Source organism: Sphingobium sp. TB-6 (genome assembly GCF_012927365.1).
Classification (GTDB): Bacteria; Pseudomonadota; Alphaproteobacteria; order Sphingomonadales; family Sphingomonadaceae; genus Sphingobium.
In genome coordinates this window covers 224,933-238,407 of record NZ_JABBGL010000006.1, presented here as the reverse complement: position 1 = coordinate 238,407, position 13,475 = coordinate 224,933, and the positions used below count along the sequence as shown (strand labels likewise).

13 protein-coding genes are annotated in these 13,475 nt (G+C 64.3%); 8 read left to right on the top strand and 5 right to left on the bottom strand.

All coding sequences use genetic code 11. The features are described 5' to 3' along the window. Positions 1 to 64: 64 nt before the first annotated feature. On the bottom strand, positions 65 to 1,966 hold the full coding sequence (gene sppA, locus HHL26_RS10965) for a signal peptide peptidase SppA (RefSeq protein ID WP_066558376.1): 1,902 nt from the start codon (positions 1,964 to 1,966) through the stop codon (positions 65 to 67). A gap of 155 nt (positions 1,967 to 2,121) precedes the next feature. On the opposite strand from sppA, the gene gpmA reads away from it, so the two are divergent. From gpmA to HHL26_RS10925, 8 genes are all read left to right on the top strand, one after another. After that, on the top strand, positions 2,122 to 2,808 hold the full coding sequence (gpmA, locus tag HHL26_RS10960; protein ID WP_066561825.1) for a 2,3-diphosphoglycerate-dependent phosphoglycerate mutase: 687 nt from the start codon (positions 2,122 to 2,124) through the stop codon (positions 2,806 to 2,808). A gap of 173 nt (positions 2,809 to 2,981) precedes the next feature. After that, positions 2,982 to 3,476 carry a 5-(carboxyamino)imidazole ribonucleotide mutase gene (gene purE / locus HHL26_RS10955; protein WP_066558373.1) on the top strand — a complete coding sequence of 165 codons (495 nt, stop codon included), beginning with the start codon at positions 2,982 to 2,984 and terminating at the stop codon, positions 3,474 to 3,476. Between the two features lies 1 nt (position 3,477). Continuing rightward, the gene (locus HHL26_RS10950; protein WP_066558372.1) at positions 3,478 to 4,548 is read left to right on the top strand and encodes a 5-(carboxyamino)imidazole ribonucleotide synthase; all 1,071 of its coding nucleotides are present in this window, start codon (positions 3,478 to 3,480) and stop codon (positions 4,546 to 4,548) included. Then, positions 4,545 to 5,069: a dihydrofolate reductase gene (locus HHL26_RS10945; protein WP_169576098.1), complete on the top strand. Its 525-nt coding sequence runs from the start codon at positions 4,545 to 4,547 to the stop codon at positions 5,067 to 5,069. The genes HHL26_RS10950 and HHL26_RS10945 overlap by 4 nt, the downstream gene beginning before the upstream one ends. Positions 5,070 to 5,077: 8 nt before the next feature. Further along, positions 5,078 to 6,016: a bifunctional riboflavin kinase/FAD synthetase gene (locus HHL26_RS10940; protein WP_169576097.1), complete on the top strand. Its 939-nt coding sequence runs from the start codon at positions 5,078 to 5,080 to the stop codon at positions 6,014 to 6,016. A 34-nt stretch (positions 6,017 to 6,050) separates the two neighbouring features. Next, a complete protein-coding gene (ileS, locus tag HHL26_RS10935) occupies positions 6,051 to 9,056 on the top strand; it encodes an isoleucine--tRNA ligase (protein ID WP_169576096.1) in 3,006 nt (1,001 codons plus the stop codon). Between the two features lie 146 nt (positions 9,057 to 9,202). After that, a complete protein-coding gene (gene lspA / locus HHL26_RS10930; protein ID WP_066558363.1) occupies positions 9,203 to 9,718 on the top strand; it encodes a signal peptidase II in 516 nt (171 codons plus the stop codon). After that, positions 9,718 to 10,131: a DUF3035 domain-containing protein gene (locus tag HHL26_RS10925; protein WP_066558360.1), complete on the top strand. Its 414-nt coding sequence runs from the start codon at positions 9,718 to 9,720 to the stop codon at positions 10,129 to 10,131. Before lspA ends, HHL26_RS10925 begins: the two co-directional genes overlap by 1 nt. Positions 10,132 to 10,141: 10 nt before the next feature. Here the strand turns inward: HHL26_RS10925 and HHL26_RS10920 are convergent, their stop codons facing one another. From HHL26_RS10920 to HHL26_RS10905, 4 genes are all read right to left on the bottom strand, one after another. Then, positions 10,142 to 10,483, bottom strand: coding sequence for a metalloregulator ArsR/SmtB family transcription factor (locus tag HHL26_RS10920; protein WP_066558359.1), 342 nt, complete (start codon positions 10,481 to 10,483; stop codon positions 10,142 to 10,144). Continuing rightward, complete coding sequence (locus tag HHL26_RS10915) at positions 10,470 to 10,925, bottom strand: SRPBCC family protein (protein WP_066561823.1); 456 nt, start codon at positions 10,923 to 10,925, stop codon at positions 10,470 to 10,472. Before HHL26_RS10915 ends, HHL26_RS10920 begins: the two co-directional genes overlap by 14 nt. 64 nt (positions 10,926 to 10,989) lie before the next feature. Beyond that, positions 10,990 to 12,924, bottom strand: coding sequence for a 1-deoxy-D-xylulose-5-phosphate synthase (gene dxs, locus HHL26_RS10910; protein ID WP_197672716.1), 1,935 nt, complete (start codon positions 12,922 to 12,924; stop codon positions 10,990 to 10,992). 49 nt (positions 12,925 to 12,973) lie between these two features. Beyond that, positions 12,974 to 13,444 carry a transcriptional repressor gene (locus tag HHL26_RS10905; protein ID WP_066558358.1) on the bottom strand — a complete coding sequence of 157 codons (471 nt, stop codon included), beginning with the start codon at positions 13,442 to 13,444 and terminating at the stop codon, positions 12,974 to 12,976. Positions 13,445 to 13,475 lie beyond the last annotated feature (31 nt).

The window sequence follows — 13,475 nt, the reverse complement described above, 5'->3', positions numbered from 1 at the left end:
GCCCTGAGCTTGTCGAAGGGTCTTGCTGCCGGCCGTCATCCCCGTTTCGCCGGCCACCCTTACATCACCGCCAAAGCCCCAGCAAAACCGCCATCAACCCCCGCTCATCCGCTGCCTTAGCCACCCGTGGCGCGCCATAGCCCCGGCACTCCAGACAATCCGCCCGCACACCCGCGCCGCTCACCAGCGCCCGCACGTCGGCAACGGCCTGCAAGGCCCAGTTCCTCTGCACCATCGCCTGCCGTCCTAGCAGATCGCGCCCCATCGCCCCATCCGGAGCTCCCGCATCATCCTCATCCTCGCGGTCCACGATCGACTGGACGAACTCCGCGAACTTGTCCGGTTTCTTTGCGATCCGATAGGGCTTGGCCTTGGCCGGATCGATCTTCGCCAGCTTCGCCGCCTCGGCAATCGCGTCCTCCAGCCCGCCGAAGCGATCCACCAGCCCGATCTGCCGCGCCGTGCCCCCGTCCCAGACGCGTCCCTGCGCGATCGCGTCGATCTGCTGCGGCGTCTTGCGCCGGGATTGCGCCACCAGCCCGACGAAGCGGCCGTAAATATCTTCGACCCCCATCTGCATGATCCGGTCGAACTCGGGCGTCGTCCCTCCGGCAATGTCCGGCTGTCCCGACAATGGCGTCGTCTTCACGCCGTCGGTGGTCACGCCCATCTTCGCCAGCGTGCCCTCGAAGCTCGGAATGATGCCGAACACGCCGATCGAGCCGGTGATCGTGTCCGGTTCGGCAAAGATCACATTGGCGGGCGTCGACACCCAATAGCCGCCGCTCGCCGCCACATTGCCCATGGAGACCACCACCGGCAGGCCTTCGGACCTGGCCTCCATGATGGCGCTGCGAATCTTCTCCGACGCCATCACCGACCCGCCCGGCGAATCCACTCGCACCACCAGGGCCTTCAAGTCCTTCTCCGCCAGTGCCTTGCGCAGCAGCGCCGAAATCGTGTCGCCCGCAGCAGTGCCCGGACCCGCCTCGCCATCGACGATATCGCCCGCGACGGTCAGCACGCCGATCTCGCCGCCATTGGCGGGCTTATGCGCCTTCATGTAGTTTTTCAGATCGATGGCCGCAAAGTCCCCGGCCTTGTCGTCCGGCGCATCGCCCGCTACCTCGGCCACGCGGGCGCCGAAGGCCGCCTCGTCGCCCAGCCTGTCGACCAGCCCGGCGCCCAGGGCCGCCTTCGCCAGATTGCCGCCCGCAGCCTCCGCCAAGGCGGCCGGATCGCGCACATAGGCTGCCAGCCTTGCCTTGGGCCGCGCCTTGGCGACTTCCTGCTGCCAATCCTCCCACAGCGCGTTGGCAAGCGCCTGATTGGCCTGCTTGGCCTCAGGCGACTGGTCGGTGCGGGTGAAGGGTTCGACAAAGCTCTTATAGGTGCCGACGCGATAGACATGGGTATTGACCCCCAGCTTGTCGATCAGCCCCTTATAATAAAGCCCCGATCCGCCGCGCCCGACAATCGCCACGCCGCCCAGCGGATCGACCCAGCTTTCGGTCGCATGCGCGGCCAGTTGATAGCTGTCGTCGCTATAGATGGTGGCATAGGCGAAGACCGGCTTCTTCGCCGCGCGCACCGCGTCCAGCGCCTTGCCGACCCGCGCCAGCGCGACCTGACCGCCGCCCGCGAACCCGTCCAGGTTCAGCACCACGGCCTTCACATGCCTGTCGTCCCTCGCGGCGTCGAGCGCGGCGACGATATCGGCCAGCCCATATTCCTTGCTCTTGTCGCGGGAGCCGGTGAGCAACGCCATCGGATCGACCTCGGAAGGCTGCTCGACGATGCTCCCGTCCAGCTTCAGCAACAGCGCGCCGCTGCTCACGCTCTGCGCGGGCTTGGGCGACCAGGACAGGGCGGCATAGAGCAGCCCGAAGAACATCAGCAGGAACAGCAGCACCAGCCCGTCCTTGATGGCGACCAATATGCGCCACATGCCCTTCACAAATGCCAAGATGCCGGTTCCTTCCTTAAGCTCTTGAGTGGGCTAACCGATCGACGGACCGACTGCAATGTGGGGGCAGGCGGGGCTTGCGCAAGCTTGCGTCGGATGATTCCGGCGTTATGGGAGGCCGCAACTCATGGTTTCTCTTGCAGGAGACACGCTTCATGCCCACGCTCGTCCTCATCCGTCACGGCCAGTCGGCCTGGAATCTCGAAAACCGCTTCACCGGCTGGTGGGATGTGGACGTGACCGAAAAGGGCGCCGAGGAAGCCCGCGCCGCCGGTCGCCTGATGGCGCAAAAGGGGCTGGATTTCGACCAGTGCTACACCTCGGTCCAGACCCGCGCGATCAAGACGCTGAACCTCGCGCTGGAGGAAATGGGCCGCCTCTGGCTCCCGGTGGAGAAGGACTGGCGCCTCAATGAGCGTCATTATGGCGGCCTCACCGGCCTCAACAAGGCGGAGACGGCGGCCAAGCATGGCGACGATCAGGTGAAGATCTGGCGCCGCAGCTTCGACACGCCCCCGCCGCCGCTGGAAGCAGGCAGCGAGTTCGACCTGTCGAAGGACCGCCGTTATGCCGGCATCCCGATCCCGTCGACGGAATCGCTGAAAGACACCATCGCCCGCGTATTGCCCTATTGGGAAGAACGCATCGCTCCCGACCTGAAGGCGGGCAAGCGCGTCGTCATTTCCGCCCACGGCAACTCGCTCCGCGCGCTGGTGAAGCACCTGTCCAACATCCCCGATGACGAGATCACCGAACTGGAAATCCCGACCGGCCAGCCGATCGTCTATGAGTTGAATGACGACCTGACGGCGAAGGACCGCTATTACCTTTCAGAACGTTAAAATCCGATGTGCTCCTGCGAAGGCAGGAGCCCAGTCCCGCCGTCTGAGCTGGGCTCCTGCCTTCGCAGGAGCACGAAATAGGAACGGAAAGCAGCAATTCCCGCATTGCCCCTCCGCCAACCTCCCGCTAAGGGGCTTTGCTTTCCGCACTATCAGGGAAAGTGCCAAGCGAAATGACCGGGGCAGTCGAAGCCGTGGAAGTCGGCATCATCATGGGCAGCCGTTCCGATTGGGAAACGATGCGCCACGCCTCCGAGACTCTCGAAGCGCTCGGCGTCGCCCATGAGTGCAAGGTCGTCTCCGCCCACCGCACCCCCCAACGCCTCTACGACTACGCCACCGGCGCCGTAGCCCGCGGCCTCAAAGTCATCATCGCCGGAGCCGGGGGTGCTGCGCATCTTCCTGGCATGACCGCCTCCATGACCCGCCTGCCGGTCCTTGGCGTTCCGGTTGAATCCAAGGCGCTCAAGGGCATGGACAGCCTGCTCTCCATCGTCCAGATGCCCGGCGGCATTCCCGTCGGCACGCTCGCCATCGGCAAGCCCGGCGCGATCAACGCCGCGCTTTTCGCTGCCTCCATCCTCGCCACCACCGACGCCGCGCTTGCCGAGCGCCTCGACGCGTGGCGCGCCAAGCAGACCAACGACGTAGCGGACACGCCCGAATAAGATGACCATCATCCCGCCCGGCTCGACCATCGGCATATTAGGCGGCGGCCAGCTTGGCCGGATGACCGCCATCGCCGCCGCGCAGCTTGGCTATCGCACCCATATCTATGCCCCGGAAAGCAGCGGCCCCGCCGCCGACGTTTCCCCGCGCTGGACGCAGGGCGCCTATGAAGACGCCGAAGCCCTCGCGGCTTTCGCGGACGGCGTGGACGTCGTCACCTACGAGTTCGAGAATATCGACCCCGCCGCCGTCGAAGTCCTCGCCACCCACGGCCTCGTCCGCCCCGGCGCGCAGGCCTTGCGCGTCGCGCAGGACCGCCTTGCCGAAAAGCGTTTCGTCTGCGATCTGGGCGGCCTCACGGCTCCCTTCGCGCAGGTCGAAAGCCTCGACGATCTCGAAGAAGCGCTCGACCAGATCGGCAGCAAGGCGATCCTCAAGACCAACCGCATGGGCTATGACGGCAAGGGGCAGGCGCGCCTGTCCGACCCCGGCGACGCGGTCGGCGCCTGGAATGCCATTGGCCGCCAGAGCGCCATAGTCGAAGGCTTCGTGACCTTCCGCCAAGAATATTCCGTCATCCTCGTGCGCGGCGCCAATGGCGACATCCGCTTCTGGGACAGCGCGGCCAATGTCCATAAGGACGGCATCCTCGACACGTCGACGGTCCCGGCTGGCGCGCTCATCGAAGGCCAACTCCCCGAAGCCCGCGCGCTGGCAACGAAAGTCGCCAACGCTCTGGATTATATCGGCGTCCTCACGCTGGAGTTCTTCGCCAGCGCCGACGGGCCGGTCTTCAATGAAATGGCCCCACGCGTCCACAATAGCGGCCACTGGACCATCGAAGGCGCGCTCACCAGCCAGTTCGAAAATCATGTGCGGGCGATCTGCGGCCTGCCGCTGGGCGATACCGGCCTTGCCGCCGTGCAGGTCGAGATGCGCAACCTCATCGGTGAGCAAGCCAATGACTGGCAGAAAATCCTGTCCGACCCGGCCAACCATCTGCACCTTTACGGCAAGCACGAAGCCCGCCCTGGCCGCAAAATGGGTCATGTCACCCGCCTGACTCTATGATCGAAACCCCGGAAATCGTCCTCATCCTCGCCCGCGCCGACAATGGCGTGATCGGCAAGGACGGCGATCTGCCTTGGCGCCTGCCTGCCGACCTCAAGCATTTCAAGGCGCTCACCCTAGGCTACCCGATGGTCATGGGCCGAAAGACCTTCGACAGCCTGCCGGGCCTGCTTCCAGGCCGCCGCCACATCGTCCTGACCCGCGATCCGACATGGGCAGGGGAGGGCGCCGAAACCGCCCACAGCCCCCAGGACGCCATCGCCAAAGCCGACGCCCCCCTGATCGCCATCATAGGCGGAGCCGAAATCTACCAATTCTTCCTGTCCCTCGCGCACCGGATCGAACTCACCGAAGTTCACATCGATGCGGAAGGCGACACCCGCATCGCCTATCCCGACCCCGCGAACTGGGAAGAAAGCGCCCGCGCAGACCATCCCGCACAGGATGGCCGCCCCGCCTACAGCTTCGTCACCTTCCGCCGCACCGCCGCGCATTGCCAGCGGCCGGAGGCATCCCTATAGCGCCCCTCATGGAGCGGCTGCACAGCAGCGACCCGATGCCTGCCCATCTGCGCGGCAGCATCATGGCGCTGGGAAATTTCGACGGATTTCATGCCGGGCATCAGGCTGTCGCCCGCCGCGCCATAGAACTTGCCCGCGCCGAAGGCCGCCCCGCGATCATCGCCACATTCGACCCGCATCCCATGCGGCTCTTTCGACCCGAAACGCCCTGGTTCCGCCTGACCACGCTCGACCAGCGCGAACGCCTGTTCACCAAAGCCGGGGCCGATGCCATGCTGGTGTTCGACTTCACCCGCGAGCTCGCGGCCCTCGACCCGCAAGCCTTCGTCCGCCTGCTGACCGGCTGGGGCGTCGCGGGAGTCGTCACCGGCGAGGATTTTACCTTCGGCAAGGACCGCGCAGGCACCACCGAAACCCTCGCGCAATTGGGCGGCGCCATGGGCCTTAGCGCGCAAGCCGTCGCGCCGGTCAGCGGAGCAGGCGGAGAAATCATCTCCTCCACCCGCATCCGTCAGGCGCTCAAATCGGGCGACTGCGCCACCGCGACCCGCCTGCTGACCCGCCCCTTCACGATCGAGGGCATGGTCCAGCATGGCGACAAGCTTGGCCGCACCATCGGTTTCCCGACCGCCAATGTCGACATGGGCCATTATCTGCGCCCGGCCTATGGCATTTACGCCGTGCGCGGCCTGCTTGCCGACGGTCGTGTGCTGGACGGCGCCGCCAATCTCGGCATCCGCCCCAGCTTCGATCCGCCCAAGGAATTGCTGGAGCCGCATTTCTTCGATTTCGCCGAAAGCCTCTACGATCAGGTGATAGAGGTCCAGCTCATCCACTTCCTCCGCCCGGAAGCGAAATATGACGGTCTCGACCCGCTAATGGCGGCGATCGCGAAGGACTGCGACGATGCGCGGCAAATCCTTGCGGGAACGCCGTACCTCGCCTAATGCCGCGCGATCAGATTAACACGCGCGGACCTTCATGACTGACCAGCCAGACTATAAGAGCACCGTATTCCTGCCCGTCACCGACTTCCCGATGAAGGCGGGCCTCGCGCAGAAGGAACCGGCGATCCTTGCGCGCTGGGAGGAAATGGACCTCTACGGCAAGCTGCGCGAGCGGCGGAAGGGCCGCGAACGCTTCATCCTCCATGACGGCCCGCCCTATGCCAATGGCGACATCCATATGGGCCATGCGATGAACAAGGTGCTCAAGGACATCATCGTCCGCAGCCAGTCGCTGCTCGGCAAGGACGCGCCCTATGTGCCCGGCTGGGACTGCCACGGCCTCCCGATCGAATGGAAGATCGAGGAGGAATATCGCAAGAAGAAGCAGAATAAGGACGAGGTTCCCGCGCAGGAGTTCCGCGCCGAATGCCGCGCCTATGCGGACAAGTGGGTCGGCGTGCAGAAGGAGCAGTTCAAGCGTCTGGGCGTGATGGGCGACTGGGACGATCCCTATCTCACCATGAAGTTCGACGCCGAAGCCACCATCGTCGGGGAACTGCTGAAATTCGCGGAAAGCGGCCAGCTCTATCGCGGCGCCAAGCCCGTCATGTGGTCGCCTGTCGAAAAGACCGCGCTGGCCGAGGCGGAAGTGGAATATGAGGACATCGTCTCGACCCAGATCGACGTGGCGTTCGAGATTGTCGAAGCGCCGAACGCGCCGGAACTGGTCGGCGCCCATGCGGTGATCTGGACGACGACGCCTTGGACGATCGCGGTCAATCAGGCTTTGGCCTATGGGCCGGAGGTTGAGTATGTGCTGGTCGAATTGTGGGCAAGCAGCGATAGTCACGCGGTTGCATCGTATGTAGACGATGCCGAGTTCCAGTATTTGGGTAATTGTAATCTTGGCTCTAAGTTCATCGTCGCCAAGGAGTTAAAGACCGCGTTGGCGTCTCGCGTTACGGCCCGCCTCAAAGCGAAATACCCGGAAGCCGGTATCGAGGTTCAGGCGCTTCCAGCGAAGGTGCCGCTAACCCTCAAAGGCTCGCAACTCGCAGGAGCCGTCGCCCGCCACCCGATGCACCATCTCGGCGGCTTCTTCGCGAAACCGCGCCCGTTCCTCGCGGGCGATTTCGTCACCACCGACGCGGGCACCGGCCTTGTCCACATGGCGCCCGATCATGGCGAGGACGACTTCGCGCTCTGCAAGGCGAACGGCATCAACCCGGTCTTCGCCGTCGAGAATGACGGCAAATATCGCGAAGACTGGCTCTGGCTCGGCGGGCAAGGCTCGGTCATCAACCCGAAATTCGTCAGCAAGGACGGCCCGATCTGCACCGACCTGCGCGAAGCAGGCGGGCTGCTGGCTGCCTCCGACGACTTCAAGCACAGCTATCCCCATAGTTGGCGCTCCAAGGCGAAGATCATCTTCCGCTGCACCCCCCAATGGTTCATCCCGATGGACCAGACTTCACCCCTCCCCTTCAGGGGAGGGGCCGGGGGTGGGGGCTCTCCAGATAGTTCGGGGCTTGGGTTGATCTCCCACCCCAACCCCTCCCATGAAGGGGAGGGGCTTAAGGGCAATGGCGCCACCCTGCGCGACCTCGCCCTCAACTCGATCGAAAACACCCGCTGGGTGCCGGAACGCTCAATCAACCGCATCCGCTCGATGGTGGAGGGCCGCCCCGACTGGGTGATCAGCCGCCAGCGGGCCTGGGGCGTGCCCATCGCACTCTATGTCCATCGCAAGACCGGCGAATATCTCGTTGATAAGGCGGTCAATGCCCGCATCGTCGAGGCGTTCAAGGGCGCAGGCGCCGACGCCTGGTTCGGCGCCGACCATCAGGCGCTGCTCGGCCCCGATTACGACCTCGACGATTATGAGGTGGTCAACGACATTCTCGACGTCTGGTTCGACAGCGGCTCGACCCACAGCTTCGTGGTCGAGGGCCGCTATGGCCCCGATGCCCGCGCCGACCTCTATCTCGAAGGCTCCGACCAGCATCGCGGCTGGTTCCAGTCTTCGCTGCTCGAAAGCAGCGGCACCCGCGGCCGCGCGCCCTATGACGCCGTCCTCACCCACGGCTTCGCGCTGGACGGGCAGGGCCGGAAAATGTCGAAGAGCCTGGGCAATGTGGTCGATCCGCTGAAGGTCATCGCGGAAAGCGGCTCCGACATATTGCGCGTCTGGGTCGCCAGCACCGACTATTTCGACGATGTCCGCATCGGCAAGGAAGTGCTGGCCGGTTCGTCGGACGCCTATCGCAAACTCCGCAACACTTTCCGTTACTTGCTGGGCGCTCTTTCCGATTTTTCGGAAGAGGAAAAGCTGCCCGTTTCGGAAATGCCGGAACTGGAGCGCTACATGCTCCACCGGCTTGCCAGCCTCGACGCGGACCTCAAGGCGGTGGTGGACAAGGCGGCCGGCAGCGAGAATTGGCTCGAATTCAGCCGCTACACCCGCGCCCTGTTCGACTTCGCCAACAGCGACCTCTCGGCTTTCTTCTTCGACATTCGCAAGGACTGCCTCTATTGCGACGCGAAGAGCGATCCCAAGCGCCGCGCCTATCGCACAGTGCTGGACACGCTGTTCCACGCGCTGGTCCGCTATGCTGCGCCGATCATCCCCTTCACCGCTGAGGAGGTCTGGCAAAGCCGCTTCACAAACCCCGAAGAAAGCGTCCATTTCCTCGAATGGCCGGAAGTCGACGCGGCTTGGGCGAATGAAGCGCTCGACGCCAAGTGGACCGAGCTGCGCGACCAGCGCGATCAGGTAAACGAAGCCATCGAGCCGCTCCGCCGCGAAAAGATCGTCCGCTCCAGCTTGGAGGCCGACGTCACCATGGGTCAGCTGGTCCCCAGTGACGGTGTGAACTTCGCCGAAATCGCCATCGTCGCCCGCATCGAAATGGGCAAGGGCGATGGCATCGTCGTCAAGCCCAGCGACTGGCACAAATGCGGCCGCTGCTGGCGCCTGCTGCCGGAAGTGGAGGAAGACGGCGCACTCTGCAACCGCTGCGACGAAGTGCTGTCGGTTTGATATGAAGCGCTTGCCAGTGCTTCGTGCTCCTGCGAAGGCAGGAGCCCAGTCTAGAGGTCCGAACTGGGCTCTCGCGAACCACTCGTCTTACTCGAGTGCTTTCGCAGGAGCACGGGGCGCTCGAATTTCAGGTTGAGCACTTATTGATGCCAAATCCCGTCAACCACCGCCCGCTTGGCTTGATCGTCGCGATCGTCACGCTCGCGCTCGACCAACTCGTCAAATATACCGTCACCTATCCGCTGGCGCTGAAAAGCCGGATGGATGACGGCATCGAAATCCTGCCGATCTTCCGCTTGCGCTGGCTGGAAAATCGCGGCGTTTCCATGGGTTTCTTCCACGCCGACAGCGACATGATGCGCTGGATTCTGGTTGGCATGACCATGCTGATCGCGGGCTTCGTCGGCGTGTGGATGTGGCGCGAAAAGGCGCGGCAGGATGTTGCGGCGCTCGGCCTCGTCCTTGGCGGCGCGATCGGCAATATCGTCGACCGCGTGCGCCTTGGCTATGTCGTCGATTATGCCGACCTGCATTTTGGCGAATGGCGGCCTTTCCTGATTTTCAACCTGGCCGATGCGGCCATCACTTTCGGCGTGCTGATCCTGCTTGCGCGGGCGCTTCTGCTGCGCGAGAAGGGCGCAAAGACGGAGTCATTGAACTAATGCGTAAACTGATCCTCGCCGCTGGCCTGATTTCGATGCTGTCCGCTTGCGGCGGCGGCGGCGGCCTCTTCGGCCGTGCCCGCCCCGACGAGTTCGCCGTGGCGCGTCAGGCTCCGCTGGTGATCCCGCCCGACTTCGCGCTGGTCCCGCCCGCACCGGGCACCCCGGCGGCTGCGTCCATCGATTCGAGCAAGGCCGCCATGGAAGCCATGTTCGGCGGCCCCGCCGCCCGCAGCCCCGGCGAAAGCGCCACGCTGAACGCCGCCGGCCGTGCCAATGCCGCCGCTGGCATCCGCTCCTCGGCTGGCGATCCGGCGACCGAAGTCGTGGACAAGGGCGCCACAACTCGCGACATCATCGCTGCCCCGGAAGGTGACGGCCAGGACGCTCGCGCTTCCACCCCGCAGCAGTAAAAGCAGAAACTTAGGGCTGGTTCTCGATAAAATCCTTGAACCGGCCCAAAGTCCCGTCCCACTGGCTCCCCACTTGGTCGAGCCAGTTCCGGGCCTTCGCGAAGACCTCCGGCTGCAAGGTGAACAGCACCTCCCGCCCGCTCCTGGTCCGCCGCACCAGCCCCGCGCCCAGCAGCACATCCAGATGCTTGGCCACCGCCTGACGGCTGATCGGCAATCCATCGCCCAGTTGAACGATGGACCGCTCTCCACCATCGGAAAGCCTCCCGATCAGCCCCAGCCGCGTCGCGTCACCCAAAGCCGCAAACAGCCGCGCCGGATCGGGGGGAGGGGTCTTCTCAACCCTCAACATAGTCGCGGATATTCTTCACCTGCTCCGCCCAGCCGCCGTCATTGGACCGCATGACATTGCTCCGCCGCGGCTCCGGCACCTTGTCGAACCCGCTCTCGGTCACAGTCAGCCGCGTGCCATTCTCTAACGGCTCCAGCACGAACTCCACCAGCGTCCATTCCGGCACGGCCATGCCACTCTCCATCAGCGCCTTGTCGCCTCCGGTCGCCGGCCACTCATAGGCAAAGCGCGTCATCGGCTCGATCGCCAAGACCCGCGCTTCCCAGCGATAATCCTCATAGCCGGGATAGGTCATATGCCCGGTCGAAGCCTGACCCACGGCAAAAGGCTGATCCAGCGCGACCCGGAACCAGGCTCCGAACTTCTCATGATCGATCAGCGCGTCCCAAACCTTCGCGATGGGGGCGGCAATCTCGATGGTCTTGATGATGGAATCGGTCATGTCGGCAACCTCCTGGTTGCCAATATGCACGCGTTTGGAATTCATGCAACCTTTTGGTTGCCAATCAGGCCCGCACCTCTGTCCCGATGCCCGCGCTGTTGTGGCGTAGCGCCGTCAGCACCGTGTCCACGATCGCTTCCGCATCCAACCGCGCATCGGCATATTGCTTTTCGGGCTTGTCCTGATCCTGGAAGATGTCGGGCAAGCGCATGGTCCGCAGCTTCAGGCCATTGTCGATCAGTCCCTGGTCGCTCGCCAATGTCAGCACATGCGCGCCAAGGCCGCCGATCGAGCCTTCCTCGATCGTGACCGCGACTTCATGGGTCGTCAGCAGCTTGCGAATCAGGGCTTCATCCAACGGCTTGGCAAAGCGAAGATCGGCCACGGTGGTGGACAGACCCCTGGCTTCCAGCGCTTCTGCCGCCTTCATCGCTTCCTCTAGCCGGGTGCCAAGTGACAGAATCGCGACCTGGCGCCCCTCCCGCACGATCCGGCCCTTGCCGATCTCCAGCCTTTCCGGTGTTTCGGGCAGGGCGATCCCCGTGCCATTGCCGCGCGGATAGCGCACTGCAATGGGCCCGTCGTCATGCACGGCGCAGGTATGGACCATATGGACCAGTTCCGCTTCGTCGGCGGCTGCCATGACAACGAAATTGGGCAGGCTGGCGAGGTAGGTCACGTCGAAGCTGCCCGCATGGGTCGAACCGTCCGCGCCCACCAGACCCGCCCGGTCGATGGCGAAGCGCACCGGCAGATTTTGGATCGCCACGTCATGCACGACCTGATCATAGGCCCGCTGCAGGAAGGTCGAATAGATCGCGCAGAAGGGCCGCATTCCCTGCGCGGCGAGGCCCGCCGCGAATGTCACGGCATGTTGCTCCGCAATGCCGACGTCGAAAGTCCGGTCGGGAAAGGCGGCGGCGAATTTGTCCAGTCCCGTGCCCGAAGGCATGGCGGCGGTGATCGCGCACACGGCGGGATCGCGCTCAGCCTCCGCGATCAGCGCCTTGGCGAAGACGCCGGTATAGCTGGGCGGTCCCGGAGGCGCCTTGGCCTGCGCGCCGGTGATGATGTCGAACTTCTGCACACCATGATATTTGTCCGCCGCCGCCTCGGCCGGGGCATAGCCCTTGCCCTTCTGCGTCACGACATGGACGAGGCATGGCCCTTCCGCCGCATCGCGCACATTTTCCAGCACCGGGATCAACTGGTCCAGATTATGCCCGTCGATCGGGCCGACATAATAGAAGCCCAATTCCTCGAACAATGTCCCACCCATCGCCATGCCGCGCGCGAACTCGTCGGTCTTGCGCGCCGCATTATGGAGCGGGCGGGGCAGTCTGCGCGCCAGCCGCTTGGCAAGGTCGCGCAGGCCAAGGAACTCCCGGCTCGACACCAGCCGCGCCAGATAGGCCGACAGCCCGCCGACCGGCGGAGCGATCGACATGTCATTGTCGTTCAATATGACGATCAGCCGGTTGCCCGCTTCCCGCGCATTGTTCATCGCCTCATAGGCCATGCCCGCCGACATGGAGCCGTCACCGATGACCGCGATGGCCTTGCCGGCTTTGCCCTGCATCTTGTTCGCCACGGCAAAGCCCAAGGCCGCGCTGATCGATGTCGAGCTATGCGCCGCGCCGAAGGGATCATAGTCGCTCTCGGCCCGCTTGGTGAAACCGCTGAGCCCGCCGCCTTGACGCAAGGTGCGGATACGGTCGCGCCGCCCGGTCAGGATCTTGTGCGGATAGCATTGATGCCCCACGTCCCACACCAGCTTGTCGTTCGGCGTGTCGAACACATAATGAATGGCGGCGGTCAGCTCCACCACGCCCAGCCCGGATCCCAGATGACCGCCCGTCACGCCCACGGCGGAAATCACTTCCTGCCGCAGCTCATCGGCCAGTTGCCGAAGCTGATCGGGTTGCAGCTTACGCAGCTCCGCAGGCCAGGCGACCTGGTCGAGCAGCGGGGTGGAGGGGCGATCGTTCATGAAAGACATAGACTCCTGACCGCGCTAGGCCGTTCCGGGCCGAAGCGCAATGTCTCCATCACGCCGCGCACTTGGCGCAGGTGCCCAATATCTCGATGACCGGGCGTTCCGGCTGAAACCCCTCCGCCCTGGCGACGGCGCGGACCTTGTCCGTCACCTTGTCGTCGTCGACATGCGTGGCCTGCTTGCAGTTCTTGCACACCAGGAAGATGCAGTCGTGATGACAGCCCGGATGCACATTGGCGATATAGGCATTGGCGCTTTCCACCCGCATCGCGATATTGTTGCTCACGAACAGGTCGAGGATGCGGTAAACGCTGTTGGGCGCCACGCGCTTTCCGCGCACCTTGGACACGGTATCGGCTATGTCATAGGCTGAGGCCGGGGTCTCCTCCGCTGCCAGAGCGTCGAAAATGGCAGCGCGCATCGGCGTCCATTGTTCCTGGCTCGCCTCCAGCGTGGCGCGTGCGGCATCGGCCAGACTGGCGCCTGCCGGTTCATGATGGTCGTGTTGGTGGTGATCGGCCATAAGTTCAATCTAAGCGTGGGCGGGGATGGGG